20 protein-coding genes are annotated in these 19,326 nt (G+C 63.3%); 14 read left to right on the forward strand and 6 right to left on the reverse strand.

The window, feature by feature from the left end:
- Positions 1-96: 96 nt before the first annotated feature.
- The 13 genes from ACDC66_RS00625 (at position 97) to ACDC66_RS00685 (ending at position 10,286) form a co-directional block, all read left to right on the forward strand.
- Positions 97-639, forward strand: a complete 543-nt coding sequence (locus ACDC66_RS00625) for an RNA polymerase sigma factor (RefSeq protein ID WP_376694737.1) — start codon at positions 97-99, stop codon at positions 637-639.
- A complete protein-coding gene (locus ACDC66_RS00630; RefSeq protein WP_376694738.1) occupies positions 632-1,126 on the forward strand; it encodes a hypothetical protein in 495 nt (164 codons plus the stop codon). Before ACDC66_RS00625 ends, ACDC66_RS00630 begins: the two co-directional genes overlap by 8 nt.
- 34 nt (positions 1,127-1,160) lie before the next feature.
- Positions 1,161-2,240 carry a PDZ domain-containing protein gene (locus ACDC66_RS00635; RefSeq protein WP_376694739.1) on the forward strand — a complete coding sequence of 360 codons (1,080 nt, stop codon included), beginning with the start codon at positions 1,161-1,163 and terminating at the stop codon, positions 2,238-2,240.
- Between the two features lie 80 nt (positions 2,241-2,320).
- Positions 2,321-2,809: an ATP synthase subunit I gene (locus tag ACDC66_RS00640; RefSeq protein WP_376694740.1), complete on the forward strand. Its 489-nt coding sequence runs from the start codon at positions 2,321-2,323 to the stop codon at positions 2,807-2,809.
- A 22-nt stretch (positions 2,810-2,831) separates the two neighbouring features.
- The gene (gene atpB, locus ACDC66_RS00645; protein ID WP_376694741.1) at positions 2,832-3,608 is read left to right on the forward strand and encodes a F0F1 ATP synthase subunit A; all 777 of its coding nucleotides are present in this window, start codon (positions 2,832-2,834) and stop codon (positions 3,606-3,608) included.
- 67 nt (positions 3,609-3,675) lie between these two features.
- The gene (gene atpE, locus ACDC66_RS00650; protein ID WP_459117377.1) at positions 3,676-3,942 is read left to right on the forward strand and encodes a F0F1 ATP synthase subunit C; all 267 of its coding nucleotides are present in this window, start codon (positions 3,676-3,678) and stop codon (positions 3,940-3,942) included.
- Positions 3,943-3,993: 51 nt separating this feature from the next.
- Entirely contained in the window at positions 3,994-4,467 is a 474-nt protein-coding gene (locus ACDC66_RS00655) for a F0F1 ATP synthase subunit B (protein WP_376694742.1), read from the forward strand.
- 3 nt (positions 4,468-4,470) lie between these two features.
- A complete protein-coding gene (locus tag ACDC66_RS00660) occupies positions 4,471-5,010 on the forward strand; it encodes a F0F1 ATP synthase subunit delta (protein ID WP_376694743.1) in 540 nt (179 codons plus the stop codon).
- A 329-nt stretch (positions 5,011-5,339) separates the two neighbouring features.
- Positions 5,340-6,887 (forward strand): F0F1 ATP synthase subunit alpha, encoded by a 1,548-nt coding sequence (gene atpA / locus ACDC66_RS00665; RefSeq protein WP_376694744.1) that lies wholly within the window; start codon positions 5,340-5,342, stop codon positions 6,885-6,887.
- Positions 6,888-6,942: 55 nt separating this feature from the next.
- Complete coding sequence (atpG, locus tag ACDC66_RS00670; protein ID WP_376694745.1) at positions 6,943-7,806, forward strand: F0F1 ATP synthase subunit gamma; 864 nt, start codon at positions 6,943-6,945, stop codon at positions 7,804-7,806.
- Positions 7,807-7,905: 99 nt separating this feature from the next.
- The gene (gene atpD, locus ACDC66_RS00675) at positions 7,906-9,297 is read left to right on the forward strand and encodes a F0F1 ATP synthase subunit beta (protein ID WP_376694746.1); all 1,392 of its coding nucleotides are present in this window, start codon (positions 7,906-7,908) and stop codon (positions 9,295-9,297) included.
- Positions 9,298-9,300: 3 nt separating this feature from the next.
- A complete protein-coding gene (locus ACDC66_RS00680; RefSeq protein ID WP_376694748.1) occupies positions 9,301-9,726 on the forward strand; it encodes a F0F1 ATP synthase subunit epsilon in 426 nt (141 codons plus the stop codon).
- Positions 9,727-9,872: 146 nt separating this feature from the next.
- On the forward strand, positions 9,873-10,286 hold the full coding sequence (locus ACDC66_RS00685; protein ID WP_376694749.1) for a DUF3465 domain-containing protein: 414 nt from the start codon (positions 9,873-9,875) through the stop codon (positions 10,284-10,286).
- Positions 10,287-10,316: 30 nt separating this feature from the next.
- Here ACDC66_RS00685 and ACDC66_RS00690 read toward each other — a convergent pair whose 3' ends face one another.
- Together ACDC66_RS00690 and ttcA are read right to left on the reverse strand one after the other, a co-directional pair.
- Entirely contained in the window at positions 10,317-11,006 is a 690-nt protein-coding gene (locus ACDC66_RS00690; RefSeq protein ID WP_376694750.1) for a DUF4097 family beta strand repeat-containing protein, read from the reverse strand.
- Between the two features lie 68 nt (positions 11,007-11,074).
- Positions 11,075-11,923, reverse strand: coding sequence for a tRNA 2-thiocytidine(32) synthetase TtcA (ttcA, locus tag ACDC66_RS00695; protein ID WP_376694751.1), 849 nt, complete (start codon positions 11,921-11,923; stop codon positions 11,075-11,077).
- A 46-nt stretch (positions 11,924-11,969) separates the two neighbouring features.
- Here ttcA and ACDC66_RS00700 point away from each other — a divergent pair, with 46 nt between their 5' ends.
- The gene (locus tag ACDC66_RS00700) at positions 11,970-12,173 is read left to right on the forward strand and encodes a YdcH family protein (RefSeq protein ID WP_376694752.1); all 204 of its coding nucleotides are present in this window, start codon (positions 11,970-11,972) and stop codon (positions 12,171-12,173) included.
- Positions 12,174-13,026: 853 nt separating this feature from the next.
- On the opposite strand, the gene plsB is transcribed toward ACDC66_RS00700, so the two are convergent.
- From plsB to uvrD, 4 genes are read right to left on the reverse strand one after another with little or no spacing between them, the layout of a single operon-like run.
- Positions 13,027-15,534 carry a glycerol-3-phosphate 1-O-acyltransferase PlsB gene (gene plsB / locus ACDC66_RS00705; RefSeq protein ID WP_376694753.1) on the reverse strand — a complete coding sequence of 836 codons (2,508 nt, stop codon included), beginning with the start codon at positions 15,532-15,534 and terminating at the stop codon, positions 13,027-13,029.
- 54 nt (positions 15,535-15,588) lie between these two features.
- A complete protein-coding gene (gene pyrF, locus ACDC66_RS00710) occupies positions 15,589-16,305 on the reverse strand; it encodes an orotidine-5'-phosphate decarboxylase (protein WP_376694754.1) in 717 nt (238 codons plus the stop codon).
- Positions 16,292-17,125: an alpha/beta fold hydrolase gene (locus ACDC66_RS00715; RefSeq protein WP_376694755.1), complete on the reverse strand. Its 834-nt coding sequence runs from the start codon at positions 17,123-17,125 to the stop codon at positions 16,292-16,294. Before ACDC66_RS00715 ends, pyrF begins: the two co-directional genes overlap by 14 nt.
- A complete protein-coding gene (gene uvrD / locus ACDC66_RS00720; RefSeq protein ID WP_376694756.1) occupies positions 17,125-19,296 on the reverse strand; it encodes a DNA helicase II in 2,172 nt (723 codons plus the stop codon). Before uvrD ends, ACDC66_RS00715 begins: the two co-directional genes overlap by 1 nt.
- Positions 19,297-19,326: the final 30 nt, after the last annotated feature.

Here is a 19,326-nt window from a genome sequence, read left to right on the forward strand (position 1 = left end):
CGCCCGCCCTGACCCGTCGTTGTCGCGCCATGCCCGTGCCGTCCGGGTGGGCGCATACTGCGACCTTTTCGCCCGCCCGGGCGTCTATATACCGACATGAGCCTCTCGCGCCCCATTGACGACCTGGCCCTGGCCGCCCTGAAGCGACGCTGTCGCCGCACGCAGGAGCGGGTCTACCGCCAGTACTCGCAGCCGGCCTGGACCCTGGCGGTCCGCCTCAGCGGCTGCGAGGCGCGGGCCTGGGATGCGGTTCAGTCGGCCTTCGTGCTGGTCTTCGAGCGCATCGGCCAATTGAAAAGCGCGGCGCAGTTCGGATTCTGGCTGCGCCGCATCCTGGTCAACCAGGTCATGGACCAGCACCGCCGGCAGTCGACCCGGCAGCCGGAGATCGAGGAGGCCGGGGAATCCCGGGACCACGATTCGGCGCTGGACCTCGAGCGGGCCTTCGCGCAACTCGATGAGCTCGACCGCCAGGTGGTCTGGCTGCACGATGCCGAGGGCATGAAGCATGCCGAGATCGCCGAACTGGCCGGGCAGAGCGTGTCCTGGTCCAAGTCGCGGCTGGCGCGGGCAAGAGAAAAGCTCAGGAAGCAATTGACGGCCGGCGAAGTCCCGGCCAGGAGCATGAAACATGGATGACGCCATCGATTTTACCCGCATGAACCGATCCGGGCCGCCCGAGAATCTGTGGCCGGCCATCGCCGGAGAACTCGACCGGCGCAGAAGGCATCGCTTCGTGCGGCGCGTGTCGGCCCTGGCCGCGGTGGTGACCGTTGTCGTGCTGGTCACGGTGCTGGTCGATGCACCCGCGCCGCCGGCCGGTGGGGAACCGATCGCGAGCGCACCGACCGACAGCGGGTCAACCGGGTTGACGCTCGCCGAGCTGCGCGCTGCCTCGGCTCGCCTGGAAGACCGGCTTTCCGACCAGCGCCAGCGTGCGGTCGGCGGAATGGAACTCGAATCGCTGCTGTGGCTCGAGGCCGAGCTGGCCTGGCTCGACGAGCAACTGGCCGAGACGCCGGCCGACCGCGAACTCTGGCGCCAGCGTATTGAGCTGCTGACCGAACTCAACCGGCGTTATGCCGACGGCGACTGGCGGCGTGAAATGCTGCTGGCCAGCGTCTGAAGTGACCAGAATGCCCCCGATAGAGGAACCGAAGATGAGAACACTACTGATTGCACTGACCACCTTGATGTTGGCGACCTCGCCGACGCTCCACGCGCAGTCGAACGACGAATCCGCCGATGAAGCCGAACAGGCGGCTTCGCGGGAAGCGCTCCGCGCGGAACTGGAGCAGGCGCGGCGCGAGGTGGCGAAGGCCGCGCGTGAGTTCGCAAGGCTTCAGCGCCAACTAGCGGATGAAGACATCGAAAAAGCACGGGCCGAGAGGGTCACGGCCATGGAGGGGATGGAGGAGCTGCACGAAGCGATAAGGGGTCGACGGGTGGAGAGAATCGAGCTCCACACCGACGAACGATTCCCCGGGCTGGTGCGGCCACGGTTGGGTGTGCTCCTGAGTCCTGAAGACGGGGCAACCATGATTGTTGGCGTGACTCCCGGCAGCGGTGCTGAGAAGGCTGGCATCAAGGCGGGTGACCGGCTCATATCGATAAATGGCCTAGAAGTGGACGCGTCCGAGCCGGAAAGCTGGCGTGTGCCAATGGAGGATCTCGAGGTCGGTCAATCCGTGCCGGTGGTTGTGGAGCGAGAAGGCGAGCGGCTCTCTTTCGATGTAGCCGCATCTTCCCCGGCCCGGGATATCCGCGTGATCACGCACGACATCAAGGGTCCGCCCCCGGCACCCGATGCGCCGGACGCGCCCGATGCACCGCGAGTGGATCGTGAGGTATTCGTGCTCGAGGACGGTGCAGGGCTGCGGCGTGTGCTGGAACACCCGATGCCGCCGCTGCCCCCGCGCCTGGCCGGCCTGGGCCGCAACAGCGACATGATCAGCAACCACGCCGGGCTCGAAGCCTACTTCGGAACGGGCGAGGGCGTGGTCGTGCTGCGCATCGATGCGGACAATCCGCTCCAGCTTCAGGACGGGGATGTGGTTCTGAGTATCGACGGGGAGGCCGTGTCACGCCCGGTCGAGATCGGCCGAGTCCTGATGGGCCGGGGTGGCGAGACGGTGACCCTGGAACTCATGCGTGCTGGCGAGCGGATCACGATTGACGCCGAGCTGCCCGAGACGCGGGCCGTCTCGGCCCTCATCCGGGAATTCGGCCGCGCGTTCTGAAAACCTGCCGGCGGGCGGCAATCGGCTTGCCGCCCGCTTCTCGCCCCTGCTATAATTCTCGGGATTTGTAGCCACCGGTGATGCTCAGAGCATCGGCGGTGGCATTTTTGTCGATGGAAATTGCGTCGACAAGCCCGACATCGAGACAGGGCATCGGCGAGGGGCCTTCACAGGTGCACGAGAAATTCGCTCACACTGTTGCCTGGCTCCTGCGCTGGCAGGCCATTCTCAGCGTGCTCGGCGCGGTCGTCTACGGCCTGCTGGCGGGCGGGGAAATGGGCCTGGCCGTCCTGGTCGGCGGTGGCATCGGATTGCTGCTGACAGCAGTAACCGGCCTGCGCATCGGGTTGAGCCTGGGGCGTGATCCGAAGGTGATGATCGCGGCCTTTTACAAGGCTATGGCCTTCAAGCTCGTGCTGGCGGTGATTCTGTTTGTCATCGTGGCAAAGTGGTTCGCCGGTTACTTCATGCCGGTAATGACTGGATACGCGGCCACCCTGGTGGCCTATTGGCTGGCCATGTGGCGACTGGCGTCCACCGGCCCGACATCGGAACACTCGGAACAGTAGCAAAGGACAGTTTTACAGCGTTATGGCTAGTGGCACCCCGACTCCGACCGAGTACGTCAAGCACCACATCACCAACCTGAGCTATGGCGATGGTCTGTGGACCATCCACGCCGATACCCTGTTTTTCTCTTGGGTGCTGGGCCTGTTCTTTTTGTCGGTCTTCATTCTGGTCGCGCGCCGCGTGACCGCCGGCGAGCCCGGCAAGCTGCAGAATTTCGTCGAGATGATCGTGGATTTCGTCGACAACTCGGTCAAGGAAAGTTTCCATGGCCCGCGCGAATTTGTCGCGCCGCTGGCCCTGACGATCTTCGTGTGGGTGCTGCTGTGGAACCTGATGGACCTGGTCCCGGTCGACTACCTGCCCTACCTGGCCTACAAGGTGTTCGGGCTGGAATACACCCGCGTTGTGCCGTCGGCCGATATCAACGGGCCGTTCGGGCTGTCGATCACGGTGCTCGGGATCATCCTGATCTACTCGGTCAAAGGTAAGGGCTTCGCGGGTTTCGGCAAGGAGCTGCTGTTCCATCCCTTCGGGAAAAACCCCCTGCTGTGGCCGGCCAACCTTTTGCTAAACCTGGTCGAGATGATTGCCAAGCCCGTCTCGCTCGCACTTCGACTGTTCGGCAACCTGTATGCCGCCGAGCTGATCTTCGTGCTGATTGCCCTGCTGCCCTGGTGGATTCAGTTCATCCCGGGCGGCGCCTGGGCGGCCTTCCATATCCTGGTCGTACCGCTGCAGGCCTTTATTTTCATGACGTTGACGATTGTTTACCTGTCGCTGGCGTATGAGGAACACTGATAGATCCTAGACCCAACCCTTGTAATCAACTGCTCTCACCAAGCACAACACTGTTAGGAGACTCCAAGTGGAAACCATTGCTCTAATTCAGGCTAATACCGCCATCGCCGTCGGCTTGATCTTTGCCTTTGCCGCACTGGGTACCGGTATCGGCTTCGGCCTGCTCGGCGGCAAGTTCCTGGAAGGCGCCAGCCGCCAGCCCGAACTCGCCGGCATGCTGCAGGTTCGCATGTTCATCATCGCCGGCCTGCTCGACGCCCTGTCGATCATCGGTGTGGCCTTCGCCGCCCTGCTGATGTTCGCCAACCCGCTTCTGGGTGCGCTGGGCGGCTGATCCGCTACTGAAATGAACCCTTCGATCACGCTAGCTTTTTAAGGTTTTGTTATGGAACTGAGTCTCGGCACCATCGTCGGACAGGCCCTTACCTTTCTGCTGTTCATCTGGGTGACCATGAAGTTCGTCTGGCCGCCTCTGGTTCAGGCCATGGACGAACGTCGGCGCAAGATTGCCGAAGGGCTGGCCCAGTCCGAGGAAGCCGAGCAGGCGCTCGACAAGGCCAATGCCGAAGCCGACGAGATTATCCGCGAGGCCCGCCGCAAGGCCGGCGAGATCATCGAACAGGCCAGCCAGCGCGGCAACCAGCTCGTCGAGCAGGCCAAGGACGACGCCATCGCCGAGCGCGACCGCCAGGTTCAGGCGGCCGAGGCGGAAATCCGCCAGGCCACCAACCAGGCCAGGGAATCGCTGCGCGAAAGCGTGGCCTCGCTGGCGATGGCCGGCGCCGGCCGGGTGATCGAGTCCGAGATCGACGACAAGCGGCATCGCGAGATGCTCGACAAGCTGGCCGCGGAACTGTAAGCCATGCTCAATCGGACCACACTCGCCCGACCCTACGCCCGTGCCGCCTTCGAGGCGGCGCGCGACGCCGACGCCAATGATCGCTGGAGTGAGGCGCTCGATCTGGCCGCCGCGATCGGCGGCACTGAGGAGATGCACTATCTCGCCGGCGACCCGCGGGTGGGCGGCGACCGCTTGCTCGAGCTGTTCACCGGGATCGGCAAGGACTGCTTCGACGAGTCGTTCGAGAACTTTCTTCGGGTGGTGATCACCAACGGCCGTCTCGAACTGCTGCCGGAAATTGCGGCCCAGTACGAGCAGTATCGGCGCGAGGCCGAACAGCGGATCCGGGTCGAAGTGTTCTCGGCCCGGCCGATGGATGACAAGCAGTCGAGCGAGTTGGCCGAACGCCTCAAGGCACGCTTCGGCCGGGAAGTGGACATGCATGTCGAAGTCGACGAGTCGCTGATCGGCGGGGCAATTATCCGCGCCGGCGACAAGGTCATCGACGGCAGCGTGCGCGGCCGTCTCGAGCAGCTGGGCCGAAGAATCAACGCTTACTAATGAGGTCGTTAATCAGCAGACATTCAGAGTTTCAGAGACGGCCTCCGGCAAGGCGCGCGAGCGCAGACATAGCAGGCCTATTTCAAGCGAGCGGAACGCGGCCGGTGGCCGTCTCTGAAGCTCCCGAAGGGCTTGCCTCTCAGCGTCCGTGGACTGCGTTCTCGGCGCTTGATGTAGTCCCCGCTACACCTGCGCGCCGACGCCTTGCCACGAACGCTGAGAGACAAGCTGAATGCCTGCTGATTAACGACCTCATTAGTAAATTGGATCGGTCGCGACACGAATCGGGTCAGCGGCCGGAATGAATTGAATGTTCAAGGATTGCAATCATGCAGCAGACCCTCAACCCGACTGAAATTTCCGATCTGATCCGCAAGCGCGTGGAGCAGTTCGAGATCTCCTCCGAAGCGCGTACCGAGGGTACGGTGGTCAGCGTGTCCGACGGCATCTGCCGCCTGCACGGCCTGGCCGACGCCATGCAGGGGGAGATGATCGAGTTTCCCAACGAGACCTACGGCCTGGCGCTCAACCTCGAGCGTGATTCCGTTGGCGCCGTCGTCATGGGCGACTACACGCACATCAACGAAGGCGACACGGTTCGCTGCACGGGTCGAATCCTGGAAGTGCCGGTGGGCGAAGCCCTGCTGGGCCGCGTGGTCGACTCGCTCGGCAATCCGATCGACGGTAACGGCCCCATCGACAGCGACATCACCGAGCCGATCGAGAAGATCGCACCGGGCGTGATCGCCCGCCAGAGCGTCGACCAGCCGGTCCAGACCGGCCTGAAGTCCATCGACGCCATGGTGCCGGTCGGCCGCGGCCAGCGCGAACTGATCATTGGCGACCGCCAGACCGGCAAGACCGCCGTGGCGATCGACGCGATCATCAACCAGAAGGGCAAGGGCATCAAGTGCATCTATGTCGCCATCGGCCAGAAGGCCTCTTCGGTGGCTTCGGTCGTGCGCAAGCTCGAAGAACACGGTGCCATGGAGCACACTATCGTGGTCGCTGCCAATGCGTCCGACTCGGCCGCGCTGCAGTACATCGCCCCGTATGCCGGTTGCGCCATGGGCGAATTCTTCCGCGATCGCGGCGAAGACGCACTGATTGTCTACGATGACCTGACCAAGCAGGCCTGGGCCTATCGCCAGGTTTCCCTGCTGCTGCGTCGCCCGCCGGGCCGTGAAGCCTACCCCGGCGACGTCTTCTACCTCCACTCGCGCCTGCTCGAGCGCGCCTCGCGCGTCAACGCCGAGTTCGTCGAGGAAAAGACGGGCGGCAAGGTCAAGGGCAAGACCGGTTCGCTGACCGCATTGCCGATCATCGAGACGCAGGCCGGTGACGTGTCCGCCTTCGTGCCGACCAACGTCATCTCGATTACCGACGGCCAGATCTTCCTGGAAACCGACCTGTTCAACGCCGGTATCCGCCCGGCCATCAACGCCGGCCTGTCGGTCTCGCGTGTTGGCGGTTCGGCCCAGACCAAGATCATCAAGAAGCTCGGCGGCGGCGTGCGACTGGCGCTGGCGCAGTACCGCGAGCTGGCGGCGTTTTCGCAGTTCGCCTCCGATCTCGACGAGCAGACGCGCAAGCAGCTCGAGCGTGGCCAGCGCATCACCGAGCTGATGAAGCAGCCGCAGTACTCACCGCTTTCGGTTGCCGAAATGGCGGTCAGCCTGTTCGCCGGCAACGAGGGCTACCTCGACGACCTGCCGCTGAACAAGGTGACGGACTTTGAGGTCGCGCTGCGCGACTACATGAACAGCAGCCACGAAGACCTGATGAACAGGATCAACGAAAAGGGCGACTGGACCGACGAATTCAAGGACGAGCTGAAGAAGGCCTGCGACGAGTTCAAGAAGACCGGCTCCTGGTGAGCCAGTCTTTCGTAGTACCGAACGCCACTAGCGACGTTAAACGAAGGCAGCAGACATGAGCGGATCAAGAGAAATTGTCGGTCAGATCAAGAGCGTAAAGAATACGCGCAAGGTCACCAGTGCGCTGGAGATGGTCTCGGCCAGCAAGATCCGCAAGGCCCAGGACCGTATGGAGGCCTCGCGCCCTTACGCGCGCATGATGCGCCAGGTCATTGGCCATCTGGCCCACGCCAATCCCGAGTACCGCCACCCGTTCACGGTCGAGCGTGAGGACGTCAAGCGCGTGGCCTACGTGGTGATCGCGACTGACCGCGGCCTGTGTGGCGGCCTGAACACCAACCTGTTTCGTACCCTGCTGAGTGAATTCCGGCGGTGGCAGGAGCAGGGTGTGGAAGTGACTACCGTGCTGGTTGGCCGCAAGGCGGCCCAGTTCTTCCGTCGCCTCAAGGTCGACGTATCTGCTGCAACCCAGGACCTGGGCGAGCAGCCGCGGTTGGAAGACCTGATCGGCTCGATCAAGGTCCTGCTCGACGGCTACAAGGAAGAAAACGTCGATCGCGTGTACCTGTGCTACAACCACTTCGTCAATACCATGACGCAGAAGGCGGTGGCTGAACAGGTTCTACCGCTGCCGCCGACCGAGGACGAGCCCATGCTGCAGTACTGGGACTACCTCTACGAGCCCGACGCCGAGCAACTGCTCGACGACGTGCTCACGCGTTACGTCGAATCGCTGATCTACCAGGCCGCCCTGGAAAACGTGGCCAGTGAACAGGCTGCGCGCATGGTCGCCATGAAGAGCGCCTCCGATAACGCCAGCGACCTGATCGACGACCTGCAGCTGGCCTACAACAAGGCCCGCCAGGCGGCAATCACGCAGGAGATTTCCGAGATTGTCAGCGGTGCCGCGGCGGTCTGATCGAGAGTCAATAGCGCGGAAAAGAATTTACTGTTTTCTTGAAGCAAAGCTCGTTCGCCAAGGCGAACAAAAGCAACACAAACATCAGGATTGAAGCAAATGAGCCAAGGCAAGATTGTCCAGATTATCGGCGCCGTCGTGGACGTTGAATTCCCGCGCGGTGAAGTGCCCAACGTCTATGACGCCCTGACCGTCGACGACAAGGATTTGATGCTGGAAGTCCAGCAGCAGCTCGGGGACGGCGTGGTGCGTACCATTGCACTGGGTTCGACCGACGGTCTGACTCGTCATGTCCCGGTCAGCAACACCGGCAAGGCCATTAGCGTTCCGGTCGGCACCAAGACACTGGGCCGCATCATGGACGTGATGGGCAACCCGATCGACGAGGCCGGCGAAATCGGCGAAGAAGAGCGCTGGCCCATTCACCGCAAGGCGCCGGCCTTCGACGAGCAGGCCGCCAGCAACGAACTGCTCGAGACCGGCATCAAGGTCATCGACCTGATCTGCCCGTTCGCCAAGGGCGGCAAGGTCGGCCTGTTCGGCGGCGCCGGGGTCGGCAAGACCGTCAACATGCTCGAACTGATCCGTAACATCGCTATCGAGCACTCCGGCTACTCGGTATTCGCCGGCGTGGGTGAGCGTACCCGTGAGGGCAACGACTTCTACCACGAAATGAAGGACTCCAACGTCCTCGACAAGGTGGCCCTGGTGTTCGGCCAGATGAACGAGCCGCCGGGCAACCGCCTGCGCGTGGCCCTGTCCGGCCTGACCATGGCCGAGTACTTCCGCGACGAGGGCCGTGACGTGCTGATGTTCATCGACAACATCTATCGTTACACCCTGGCCGGCACCGAGGTGTCCGCCCTGCTCGGCCGCATGCCGTCGGCTGTGGGCTATCAGCCCACCCTGGCCGAGGAAATGGGCGCCTTGCAGGAACGCATCACCTCGACCAAGACCGGCTCGATCACCTCGATCCAGGCTGTCTACGTTCCCGCCGACGACCTTACCGACCCGTCGCCGGCCACGACCTTTGCTCACCTCGACGCCACCGTCGTGCTTTCGCGCCAGATCGCCGAGCTGGGCATCTACCCGGCCGTCGACCCGCTCGACTCGACCTCGCGCCAGCTCGATCCGCTGGTGGTGGGCCAGGAGCACTACGACGTCGCCCGAAAGGTGCAGGGTACGCTGCAGCGCTACAAGGAGCTCAAGGACATCATCGCCATTCTCGGCATGGACGAGCTGAGCGAAGAGGATAAGCTCACCGTCTCGCGCGCACGCAAGGTCGAACGTTACTTCTCGCAGCCGTTCTTCGTGGCCGAGGTCTTCACCGGCTCGCCGGGTGTCTACGTATCGCTGAAGGACACGATCCGTGGCTTCAAGGGTATCTGCGACGGCGAATACGATCACCTGCCCGAGCAGGCCTTCTACATGGTCGGTACCATCGAAGAGGCCGTGGAGAAGGGCGAGAAAATGGCCGAGAAGGCAGCTTAAGCAATGGCCTCCACGATTCATTGCGACATCGTCAGCGCCGAAGCCGAGATCTTTTCGGGCGACGCTGCCATGGTCGTGGTCAGCGGTGAGGAAGGTGAACTCGGCATCGCGCCGCGGCACGCCCCGCTGTTGACCAGGCTCAAGCCCGGACAGGTGCGGGTCATGCTGCCTGAAGGGGGCGAAGAGTTCTACTACATCTCCGGCGGGCTGCTGGAGGTGCAACCCCATGTGGTAACGGTCCTGTCGGACACGGCCGCGCGAGCGAGCGACCTGGACGAAGCAGCCGCGCTCAAGGCCAAGGAAGAGGCCGAAAAGGCGATCGCCGACCGGTCGGCCGACATGGAGGTCGCCCAGGCCCAGGCTCAACTCGCCGAAGCCATGGCCCAGCTTGCTGCGCTCGAGCGCCTGCGCAAGTCCCTCAAGCGCTGACTCGGCAGGGTGATCCGGCTCCCGGCCGGTATTGAAACCTATTCGAGAGATGCCCCGGCTGGACCGGGGCATTTTTTTGTCTCGGCGCGGTCTATAAGGAGAATCTGGTATTCTGAATCTACAAATATAAAGGGAAGGAGGAACCCATGGGAATGCACTCGCGTGTGCTCATCATCATGGTTCTCGTCATCGGGGTAGCGGGCTGCGGTGGCGGAGACGCGCAGCCCGACAACGAGCGTTTATTGAACGCATTCGAACAGGGGCGAACCGGCGTCTGGGTGAGCGGTCACGGAATCGTGGCTCAGCTGATTGGCGACGAAACTGTTTCCGGAGAACGTCATCAGCGAATGGTCGTCAACGTTGCAGGCGGGCTCGACCTGATCGTGCGCCATTCGATCGAGCAATCCGAGCGCGTTCCGGTGGCGCAGGGCGACACCGTCGCTTTCCAGGGTCGCTACGAATGGAACGGCCGCGGCGGGGTGCTTGGATACACCCACCACGATCCCGAGCAACCCGGTGACGGCGGCTGGGTCCGCTACAAGGGCACGACGTACGACTGACCCTTGTTCAACACTCGGACTGCATGCCGCTCAGGGCTGCTCGCCGCTGTACGGCATTGCTTCGGCCCCGGTGATTTCGCCGACAACTGCCGTTTCGTGAACGAAAAGTTCGACCTCCCGCTCGAATGTCAGCGGGCCTTCAACTTTCACGTCCGCACCAATGACGACTTTCGGCGGAGAGCCGGCGCTGAAGCTGATGCCCTGGCTCTTCCGCACCGACAGCGCGCCGCTGATAACGGCGCCATCATCAAGCAAGATGCTGCTGTTGTTGGTTACCAGCGAGGCCGCGCGCGCACCGGTCATTTCAATCCGGCCATTGACCGAGCTGACCTGTCCTTCGATCACCACGCCATCGGAGGCCACGATACGGCCGTTGACCGACTCGATCTCGCCGCTTACTTGACCGCCCTGACCGAGCTCAATGCGACCATTGACGCTCGAGATGTCTCCATCGATCGAAACACCGTTGCCGAGGGAGATCGTGCCGTTCACATTGCTGATGTCGAGGGCATGGGAGCCGCTGCCGACCTGGATGCGGCCGTTGACGTTGCTGATTTCGCCAAGGACCCGGCAATCCGTGCCAATGTCGATGCGGCCGTTGACCAGGGAAATATCCCCGTCGTGCGTCGACCCGTCCGAAAGCGTGAAACTGTCCGTCAACGAGGAGCAGGCACCCAGGGCAAGCGCCAGCAAGACTGCGGTGGATGTGCGAGTCAACATGATTCAATCCTCATCCGAAATAGGGGACCAGCATGCCCTTTGCCGCCCGCAATCTCCAGTGCCTGAAGTCATGGTCGGGCCAGCTGCAGCGAGGCGAAATCAAACAGCTTGCGGTCGCATAATTGAGAGGGTGCCGCGTTGCCCAGCGCGCGGAAGATCGACATCTTGCGCCCCGGCTGAGCGCGTTCCCACTCGGCCAGCATTTGCTTGATATTCTGCCGTTCGAGATTGGGCTGGCTGCCGCAGAGGTTGCAGGGGATGATCGGATAGTCACGCACCTCCGCCAGGCTCTCCAGATCCGATTCCAGGCAATAGGCCAGCGGACGAATGACCATGTTCTGCCCGTCGTCGCTGAGCAGTTTGGGTGGCATGGCCTTGAGTGCCGCGCCGTGAAACAGGTTGAGAAAGAAGGTTTCGACGATGTCGTCCAGGTGATGGCCCAGCGCGATCTTGGTCAGGCCGTTTTCGCGCGCGTATTCATAGAGTGTGCCGCGGCGCATCCTGGAGCACAGTCCGCAGGTTGTCTTGCCCTCGGGTACGACGCGCTTGACCACCGAATAGGTATCCTTCTCGATGACGTGATAGTCGACGCCCAGGGACTCCAGGTACTCGGGCAAGACGTGCTCGGGAAAGCCGGGCTGCTTCTGGTCGAGATTGACGGCCACCAACTCGAAATCGATAGGCGCGGCCTGCTTGAGCCCGAGCAGCAGGTCGAGCATGGCGTAGGAATCCTTACCGCCGGACAGGCACACCATCACCCGGTCCCCGTTCTCGAGCATGTCAAAATCGGTGACAGCCTGCCCGACCTGGCGCCTGAGGCGCTTGATCAACTTGTTGGTGTTATATTGCTGCTTACGCGAACGGTTGTCGCTCGGTTTGTCGTCGACGATGGTCAGCGGCACAGTTGCGCGGTTCATGATTGCAATCCGGAAATGGCTTCAAGCCCATCATTCTAGCGGCAAATTGACCCAATCCCTCGCCGAAATCACTGCACGCCTGCACGAGCTTCGCCAGGAGCACCGCGACCTGGACCAGGCGATCGAGCGCATGGCCGACAATCCTGCCGTCGATCAGCTCCAGCTGCGCCGGCTGAAAAAACGCAAACTCCGATTGCGCGACCAGATTGCCTGGTACGAGAGTCAGATGATCCCCGATCTGGATGCCTGAGCCCTGCTTGCCGGGGCAGCCCCCAGGCGGAATTCGCGGCGTTCAACGCGCATTGGCACCCCGTGGACTGGCGGCGCTGCACGCGGCGCGGGTCTCGACAAGTCAAATGCTGTTTCGCCCGGCGCTTCTCGCTCTTGCGGCGAATTCCTTTTACCTCGCGCGGCAAAAGGAATCAAAAGCGCGCTGAAAAGATTGCGGACGCACCGCAGGACTATCGGAATGTGGGGGCTTCAGGATTTTGCCTCCGTCTTTGCTCCAGCTCCGTCTAGACACAGGGCGTCTTCGGCGTGCCCAGGGTGTAATCTGCATTCTGATGGCCCGACCTCGATCCCTCCCGGCTTCGGCTAGGCCATTGCAGGTCGCTTCGGGTGAATGCTCCCTGCATCTGGATCCTGGCACCGACCTCGAACGCTCGCTTTGGAAGTCGTGCGGCTGCGTGCGGGCCTGCCCAAACGGACGTCGAAAGCCCGCCTGCGTCTCAGAGAGTCAGAACAAAGCCCCAGACAAAATACTGAAGCCACTCCCGCTGCAAGTCCCGAGAGGAAAATCGCTTGCTTTTGACTTTAAGCGCGCTTTTGGTGACTTTTCTCGCGCAAGAGAAAAGTTACCCGCCATCAGCCTGCGGAGCAGGCGGGCGGAACAGCCTTTGAAGTGTCGAAGCCCGCACCGCGGCCGGGGGCAACCTGTTTACCCACAAGGCATTGAAGGTACCACCGCAAGAGCCTGCGAAGCAGGCCGGGCGAAACAGCCTTTGAAGTGTCGGAGCCCGCCCCGCGTGGGGTGGCACGAAAACACCTTACGCCACAATACCTAAAGCGCCCCGAAACAACGCCCCCGGGGACAAGTCCCCGACCTACCCGTCCTCCCCGGTTAACTCTAGCAATTCAGGCGTCACCTGAATAATGGTGTGCCGGATCTCCTTGCTGAGCACCAGCTTGGCATCGCGTGCAAAGGTTTCGAGCCGGCGGCCGAATACCAGGCAGTTGTCGTCGTCGCGTGAGAGAAAGCCGCTGTCGAACATCGCCTCGATGAACTGGCGGAACAGGGTTCGATCATAGAACTCCGGTGCCTCGAACTCATGCAGCAGCGAGATTCGCTGGGCGGACAGGATGCAAAGCTGCTCGAGCTGGCGACGGTTGAGCCGACCCGAGCCGTTCTTGACCAGCACGGCCATGGTGATGAAATAGCGCTCGAAATTCTGAAGCAGTGATCCCCCGAGCAGGCGCAGGTAGTAGCTTTTATCGCTGCCCCCGGGCGCACGCTGCAAATCGTCGCCGGAGGCGCGCAGCAGCTCGAGCTCGATCAGTGAATCGATACAACGCTCGACCACGCTGTCGAGTTCCTCTTCCTCCCAGGGGAGGAAAAGCTCTCGCTGCAGAAAGGGGTAGACCGTTCTGCTGAGGCTGCGCAGGCGCGAACGGCGCACCCGCTGGGTATTGAGGAAACAGCAGGCGATCCAGGAAGTGATGGCCAGCAGGTGTGCGGTATTGTTGCGGAAATAGGTCAGCAGCAGAGCCCGTGTGGCGTCCGTGCGAATGATGTTGCCAAGGCGATGTTCATGTCGCTCGACCACGCCCAGCTCCAGGCCGTACTCGATGACCTGGCCAGGCGTCATGCGAGTGATCGTGACCCGGTCGGAATAGCAGGTCAGGCGAACCACGTTCTTGAGCACGCCGATCATCTTCTCCAAGTCGTCTTCATCGAGTGCATGCTTGCGGCTGGCGAGCAGAGCCGTGGCCAGCAGGTTGATCGGATTGAAGTCCGCCGAGCGGTTGATGTTGACCATGATGCCGTGGGCGAGGTCGTCGACGACGTCGCCCAGCCAGGGCGGCTTGCTGCCGTTTTCCAGCTCTTCCTTCCGCCAGTCCGCATTGTGCGCGTCGAGTACGGATTCGAGCTTGATGGGTTCGCCGAAACTGACCGTCACCTCGCCGTAGTTCTTGCGCAGGATATTGATCACGTTGCGGAAGTCCGCCAGCGATTCGGGTTTCTTTTGCTGCCCCGACAGTTCCGAAATGTAGGAGCTTCCCTCGGCCAGACGCTCGTAGCCGATATAGACGGGCTGGAACAACACCGGCCTGGACGGATTGCGCAGGAAAGCGCGTACGGTAATCGAGAGCATGCCCGCGCGCGGGGGCAGCAGGCGGCCGGTCCGAGAGCGCGTGCCCTCGATGAAGTACTCCATGGCAACGCCCCGGTCCAGGATCAGCGTCACGTACTGATTGAACACCGCGGCATAGAGCGCTTGCGACCGAAACGAGCGGCGCAGGAAGAACGCCCCGCCGCGCCGCAAGAGCGGCCCGATCAGCGGCATGTTGAGGTTCACGCCGGCGGCGATATGCGGCGGCACGAAGCCCCGGTGGTAGAGCAGGTAAGACAGCAGCATATAGTCGATATGGCTGCGGTGACAGGGCACGTAGACGATTTCGTGTCCGTCCTGCGCCTCGCGGAACTGGCTGAAATGGTTGACGACCACGCCGCGGTAGATGCGGTTCCAGAACCAGGTCAGCAGAAGATCGGCGATGCGAATGAACGCATAGGAATAGTCCGCCGCGATTTCCCGGGCGTACTTGCGCGCCAGCAGCTCGGCCTTTTCCCCGCTGATATCGTCACGTCGTGCCTTCGCCAGGATCGCCTGCTGCACACGCTCGGACCGGATGACGCGCTCGACAAGTGTGCGTCGGTGCGAGCGGTCCGGGCCGATGGCGGCGGTGCGCACACGCTTGAAGTGAACTCGAAGGACCCGGCTGATGCGCCCCAGCGCCTGCGAACTGTCCTCCGTTTCCTCGAGTACCTCGCCGACGTCGACCGGCTTGCCGAACTGAACCATGGTCGCGCGGCCGTTGATGAAGGTCGAAAACAGGCGGCGGATGCGCCCGGCCACGCCCCAGTTTTCGGAAAACAGGATCTTGAAGACGCTCTCTTCCTTGTCCGGTGCTCGACCGATCAACACCGTGACCGGAACGACCTGCACGCGCGCAAGATCGTCGGCGTTGGCGCGCTCGAGCAAGTGGCGCAGCATTTGCGGATGACGCCGCCGCTGCGGCCTGCGAATGATGAATCCCCCGTAACGCCTGGAGGCGCTATAGGAGCGGGGTAGCACGCCGTCACCGACGCGGAACGTCTCGCCCGGTTTCGGCCAGCCGAGCCTGCGGCAGACTTCATCGACGATCAGCAGCGAAGACAGCGCGTAGGTGTCCAGCACATAGAACACGGGACGATCGGGATCGATGTCCAGTTCCGACAGGTCCTCGGGCAGCACGGTTGAGCGAACCCACCAGTGCAGGATGCGCCGGAGCAGGTTCAGCCAGGCGCCGTAGAGACGCGCGGGCAAGCCGTTTGGGGAACTGGTTCGCTGCATGACAGGGTCGCGATTCGGGGCGGCAAGTTTACCATCCGACACCCCGATACCGACCTAACTGAAATAGCCGGCGATTTCCGCCTGGATGCCGGCGGCGGCAGCCGCCGGGTCCTCGGCGTCGCGGATCGGCCGGCCCACCACGATGTAGTCGGCGCCGGCTGCGAAGGCGTCACCGGCGCTCAGTGTTCGCTTCTGTTCATCGCGATTGGCGACCGGCCGGATGCCGGGGCACACCGCGACCAGGCGATCGTCGACATGGCGCCGCAGCGCCGGCACTTCCAGTCCGGAAGAAATCACGCCGGTGCAGCCGATCTCCAGGGCGCGGCGTGCGCGCGAGAGGACCAGTTCCTCCACGTTGCACTTGAAACCGAGGTCGTCGAGATCACCCTGGTCCAGGCTGGTCAACGCGGTCACGGCCAGAATCCCCATGTCGCCACGATTGGCCACGGCTTCGGCCAGCATGCCGTCGTTTCCATGGACGGTCAGGAAATCGACGTCCCGGCGGGCAAGCTGCGCGGTGGCCCGGCCTACCGTCGGTGGAATGTCGAACAGCTTGAGGTCGGCAAACACACGCTTGCCCTGCTGCTTGAGTTCGTCGGCCAGTTCGAAGTAATTCCCGCTGAGAAAGAACTCGAGGCCGAGCTTGTAGAAGCGCACGTGATTCCCGAGTTGTCGAACCAGGCTTCTGGCCTGGTCGATATCGGCCACGTCGAGGGCGAAGATCAGTCGTTCCTCAGCGGGAATGCGCCGGCGATTGTCAGGCAGTGTCATGAAAATGCTCCAGGATGGTCGGGGCGATGCGTTCGGCATGGACCATGTGCAGGTGGTGCCCGCCGGGGCAGGCTATCGTCGCGCGCCGATGCCGGAGCGCGGCCAGCCTGAGCTGGAACATGCGCTGGTTCATCAGGCCCGTACCCGGCTCGGAATGGATATTGAGCACGGGTGCTTCGATGTGGGCGAGCAGGTCGATGACCTGCGGCTCGGTGTAGCGATGGGCCGTCGGCCAAGTCAGGCGCAGGTCGTGGCGCCATTGCCAGCCGCCGTCGACCTCGATCAGGCCGCGATCGGCCAGCATCCGGGCCGACGCGTCGCTGAGGTCGCTGCCCTGCTGCCGGGCCGCCACCGCGGTATCGCGTTCGGCATGCACGCGACGATTCCTCGGCTTCGAGCGCGCAACGGCCTTGCGCCAGACCTCGGCGGTTTTCTCCGCCGGAGCTGAGAGCGGGCCCAGGCCCTCGATCAGCGCCATCGAGTTCACGCGCTCGGGTGCCGCGGCCGCGACCAGGGTCGATACCGCGCCGCCGAGCGAGTGGCCGAGCAGGTTTGCCTGTCCCCAGCCGAGGGCATCGAGTACGGCCAGAACATCGAAGGTGTAGTCGTCGAAGTGATATCTCACACCCTCCGGTCGCGGCGACGAGAGGCCATGCCCGGGAAGGTCGACGGCGACCAGGTCGAGCCCGTCGAGATGCTCGCTCAGCGGCAGGAAGGAGTGGGCGTTGTCGAGCCAGCCGTGCAGCGCCAGGACGGGAATGCCGCCCCGGCGCCAGCGCAGGCCGGAAATCCGCCCGTCGAGCAACTCGATGGGCTCCATCAGTCCAGGCGCTCCAGGTTGGCGTAGGACAGCACCAGCCACTTCTGGCCGGCGGTCTCGAAGTTGATCTGGACGCGGGCGTTGGGCCCGCTGCCCTCCAGGTTGACGACCGTGCCGATACCGAAGCGCTCGTGGCTGACGGTCGAGCCGAGCGTGAAGTCGTGTTCCGCGCCGGGTCCACCGGCGCTGCCGCCACCGAAGGCCGTTCCGACATACCGGGCCGGCTTCGGGCGGACCTGCTCGATCAGCTCCTCGGGCAGCTCGTCGAGGAAGCGCGAGGGGTAGCTGGTGGACGTCTGGCCGTGCAGCATGCGCGATTCAGCGTAGGACAGGTACAGGCGCTGCATGGCGCGGGTCATGCCCACGTAGCACAGGCGACGCTCCTCCGACAGCCGCCCCGGCTCCTCGGTGGACTTCTGGTGCGGGAACAGGCCTTCTTCCATTCCCGACAGGAACACCAGCGGAAACTCCAGGCCCTTGGCCGAGTGCAGGGTCATGAGCTGCACGCAGTCCTGCCACTTCTCGCCCTGGTGTTCGCCGGCTTCCAGCGCGGCCTGGGCCAGGAAGGAAGCCAGCGGACTCAGGCCGGCCTGTTCGTCTTCGAGCGGCTGGTCGAAGGTCTCGGCCGCGCGGATCAGTTCGGTCAGGTTCTCCTCGCGCGTTTCGGCGCGATCGGGCGCCTCGCGCTGGCGATACCAGCGCGCCAGGTCGGCGGTTTCCACGATGGCCGACATCAGCTCGCCCAGCGAGGCCTCGCGCGTTTGTTCATCGAGATCGTTGATGATCTGCAAAAAGTGCGCGACGGCGTTGCCCGCGCGGGCGGCGAATGCGCCGCTGTCGCGCATGGCGGTGGCCGCCTTGAACAGCGAGGTGTTGCTCGAACGGGCGTGATCGCGAATGGCGGCGACCGTGCGCTCGCCAATGCCGCGCGAGGGCACGTTGACCACGCGTTCGAAGGCCGGATCGTCGTCGCGGTTGTGCACCAGCCTCAGGTAGCTCATGGCGTCCTTGATCTCGGCGCGCTCGAAAAAGCGCTGGCCGCCGTAGACGCGATAGGGAATGCCTTCGGCCAGCAACTGGTGCTCGAACAGGCGTGACTGGGCGTTGGAACGATACAGCACGGCCACCTCCGAGGCCGCACCGCCCTGCTCCAGCCAGTCGCGGATGCGCGCGACCACGAACTCGGCTTCTTCCTCGGCGCTGAAGGCCGAGAAGACCCGAATGGGTTCGCCTTGTTCACCCTCGGTCCAGAGGTTCTTGCCCATTCGCTCGTCGTTGTTGGCAATCACCCGGTTGGCGGCCTCGAGAATGGTCGCCGTGGAGCGGTAGTTCTGCTCCAGGCGGATCATGGCCGGATCGAAGTCGCGCGCGAAGTCCGAGACGTTCTCCACCCGCGCGCCGCGCCAGCCGTAGATCGACTGGTCGTCGTCGCCGACCACGAACAGCCGGGCACGGTCGCCGGCGATGATGCGCACCAGCGCGTACTGCAGCTTGTTGGTGTCCTGGAATTCGTCGATCAGGATGTGGCCGAAGCGGTCGCGGTATTGCTGCTGCCGTGCCGGGTTGTCGCGCAGCAGTTCGAGCGTGCGCAGCAGCAGCTCGGCAAAGTCGACCAGGCCGGAGCGCTCGCAGTAGTCCTGGTAGTTGCGGTAGACCGCCACCTGGGTGAGCGCATGCGGATTGTCGAAGGGCTCGATGTGCTCGGGCCGGCGGCCCTCGTCCTTGTGATGGTTGATGAAGCCTTGCATCGGACGGGCCGGGTACTCGCCCTCGTCGAGTTCCATGTCGCGGATCACGCGCCGGATCAGTCGGTACTGATCTTCGCTGTCGAGAATCTGGAAGGTATCGGGCAGGCCGGCCTCGTCGGCGTGCATCCTCAGGATGCGATGACAGATACCGTGGAAGGTGCCGATCCACAATCCGTCGGGTCGCAGGCCCAGCAACTGCCCCACCCGCGCGCGCATCTCGCCGGCGGCCTTGTTGGTGAAAGTCACCGCCAGCAGGCCCATGGGACTGACGTGGTGGACCTGGATCAGCCAGGCAATCCGGTGCACAAGCACGCGTGTCTTGCCCGACCCAGCCCCGGCCAGTACCAGCACGTGCCCGTCCTCGGCCGTGACCGCCTCGCGTTGCGCGTCGTTGAGCTCGTCGAGTAGGTGGCTGACGTCCATGGATCCGGTCGGTGCGAGACAATGCGTTCA

Origin of the sequence: Wenzhouxiangella psychrophila, assembly GCF_042310375.1 — a bacterium.
Lineage (GTDB): Bacteria > Pseudomonadota > Gammaproteobacteria > Xanthomonadales > Wenzhouxiangellaceae > Wenzhouxiangella.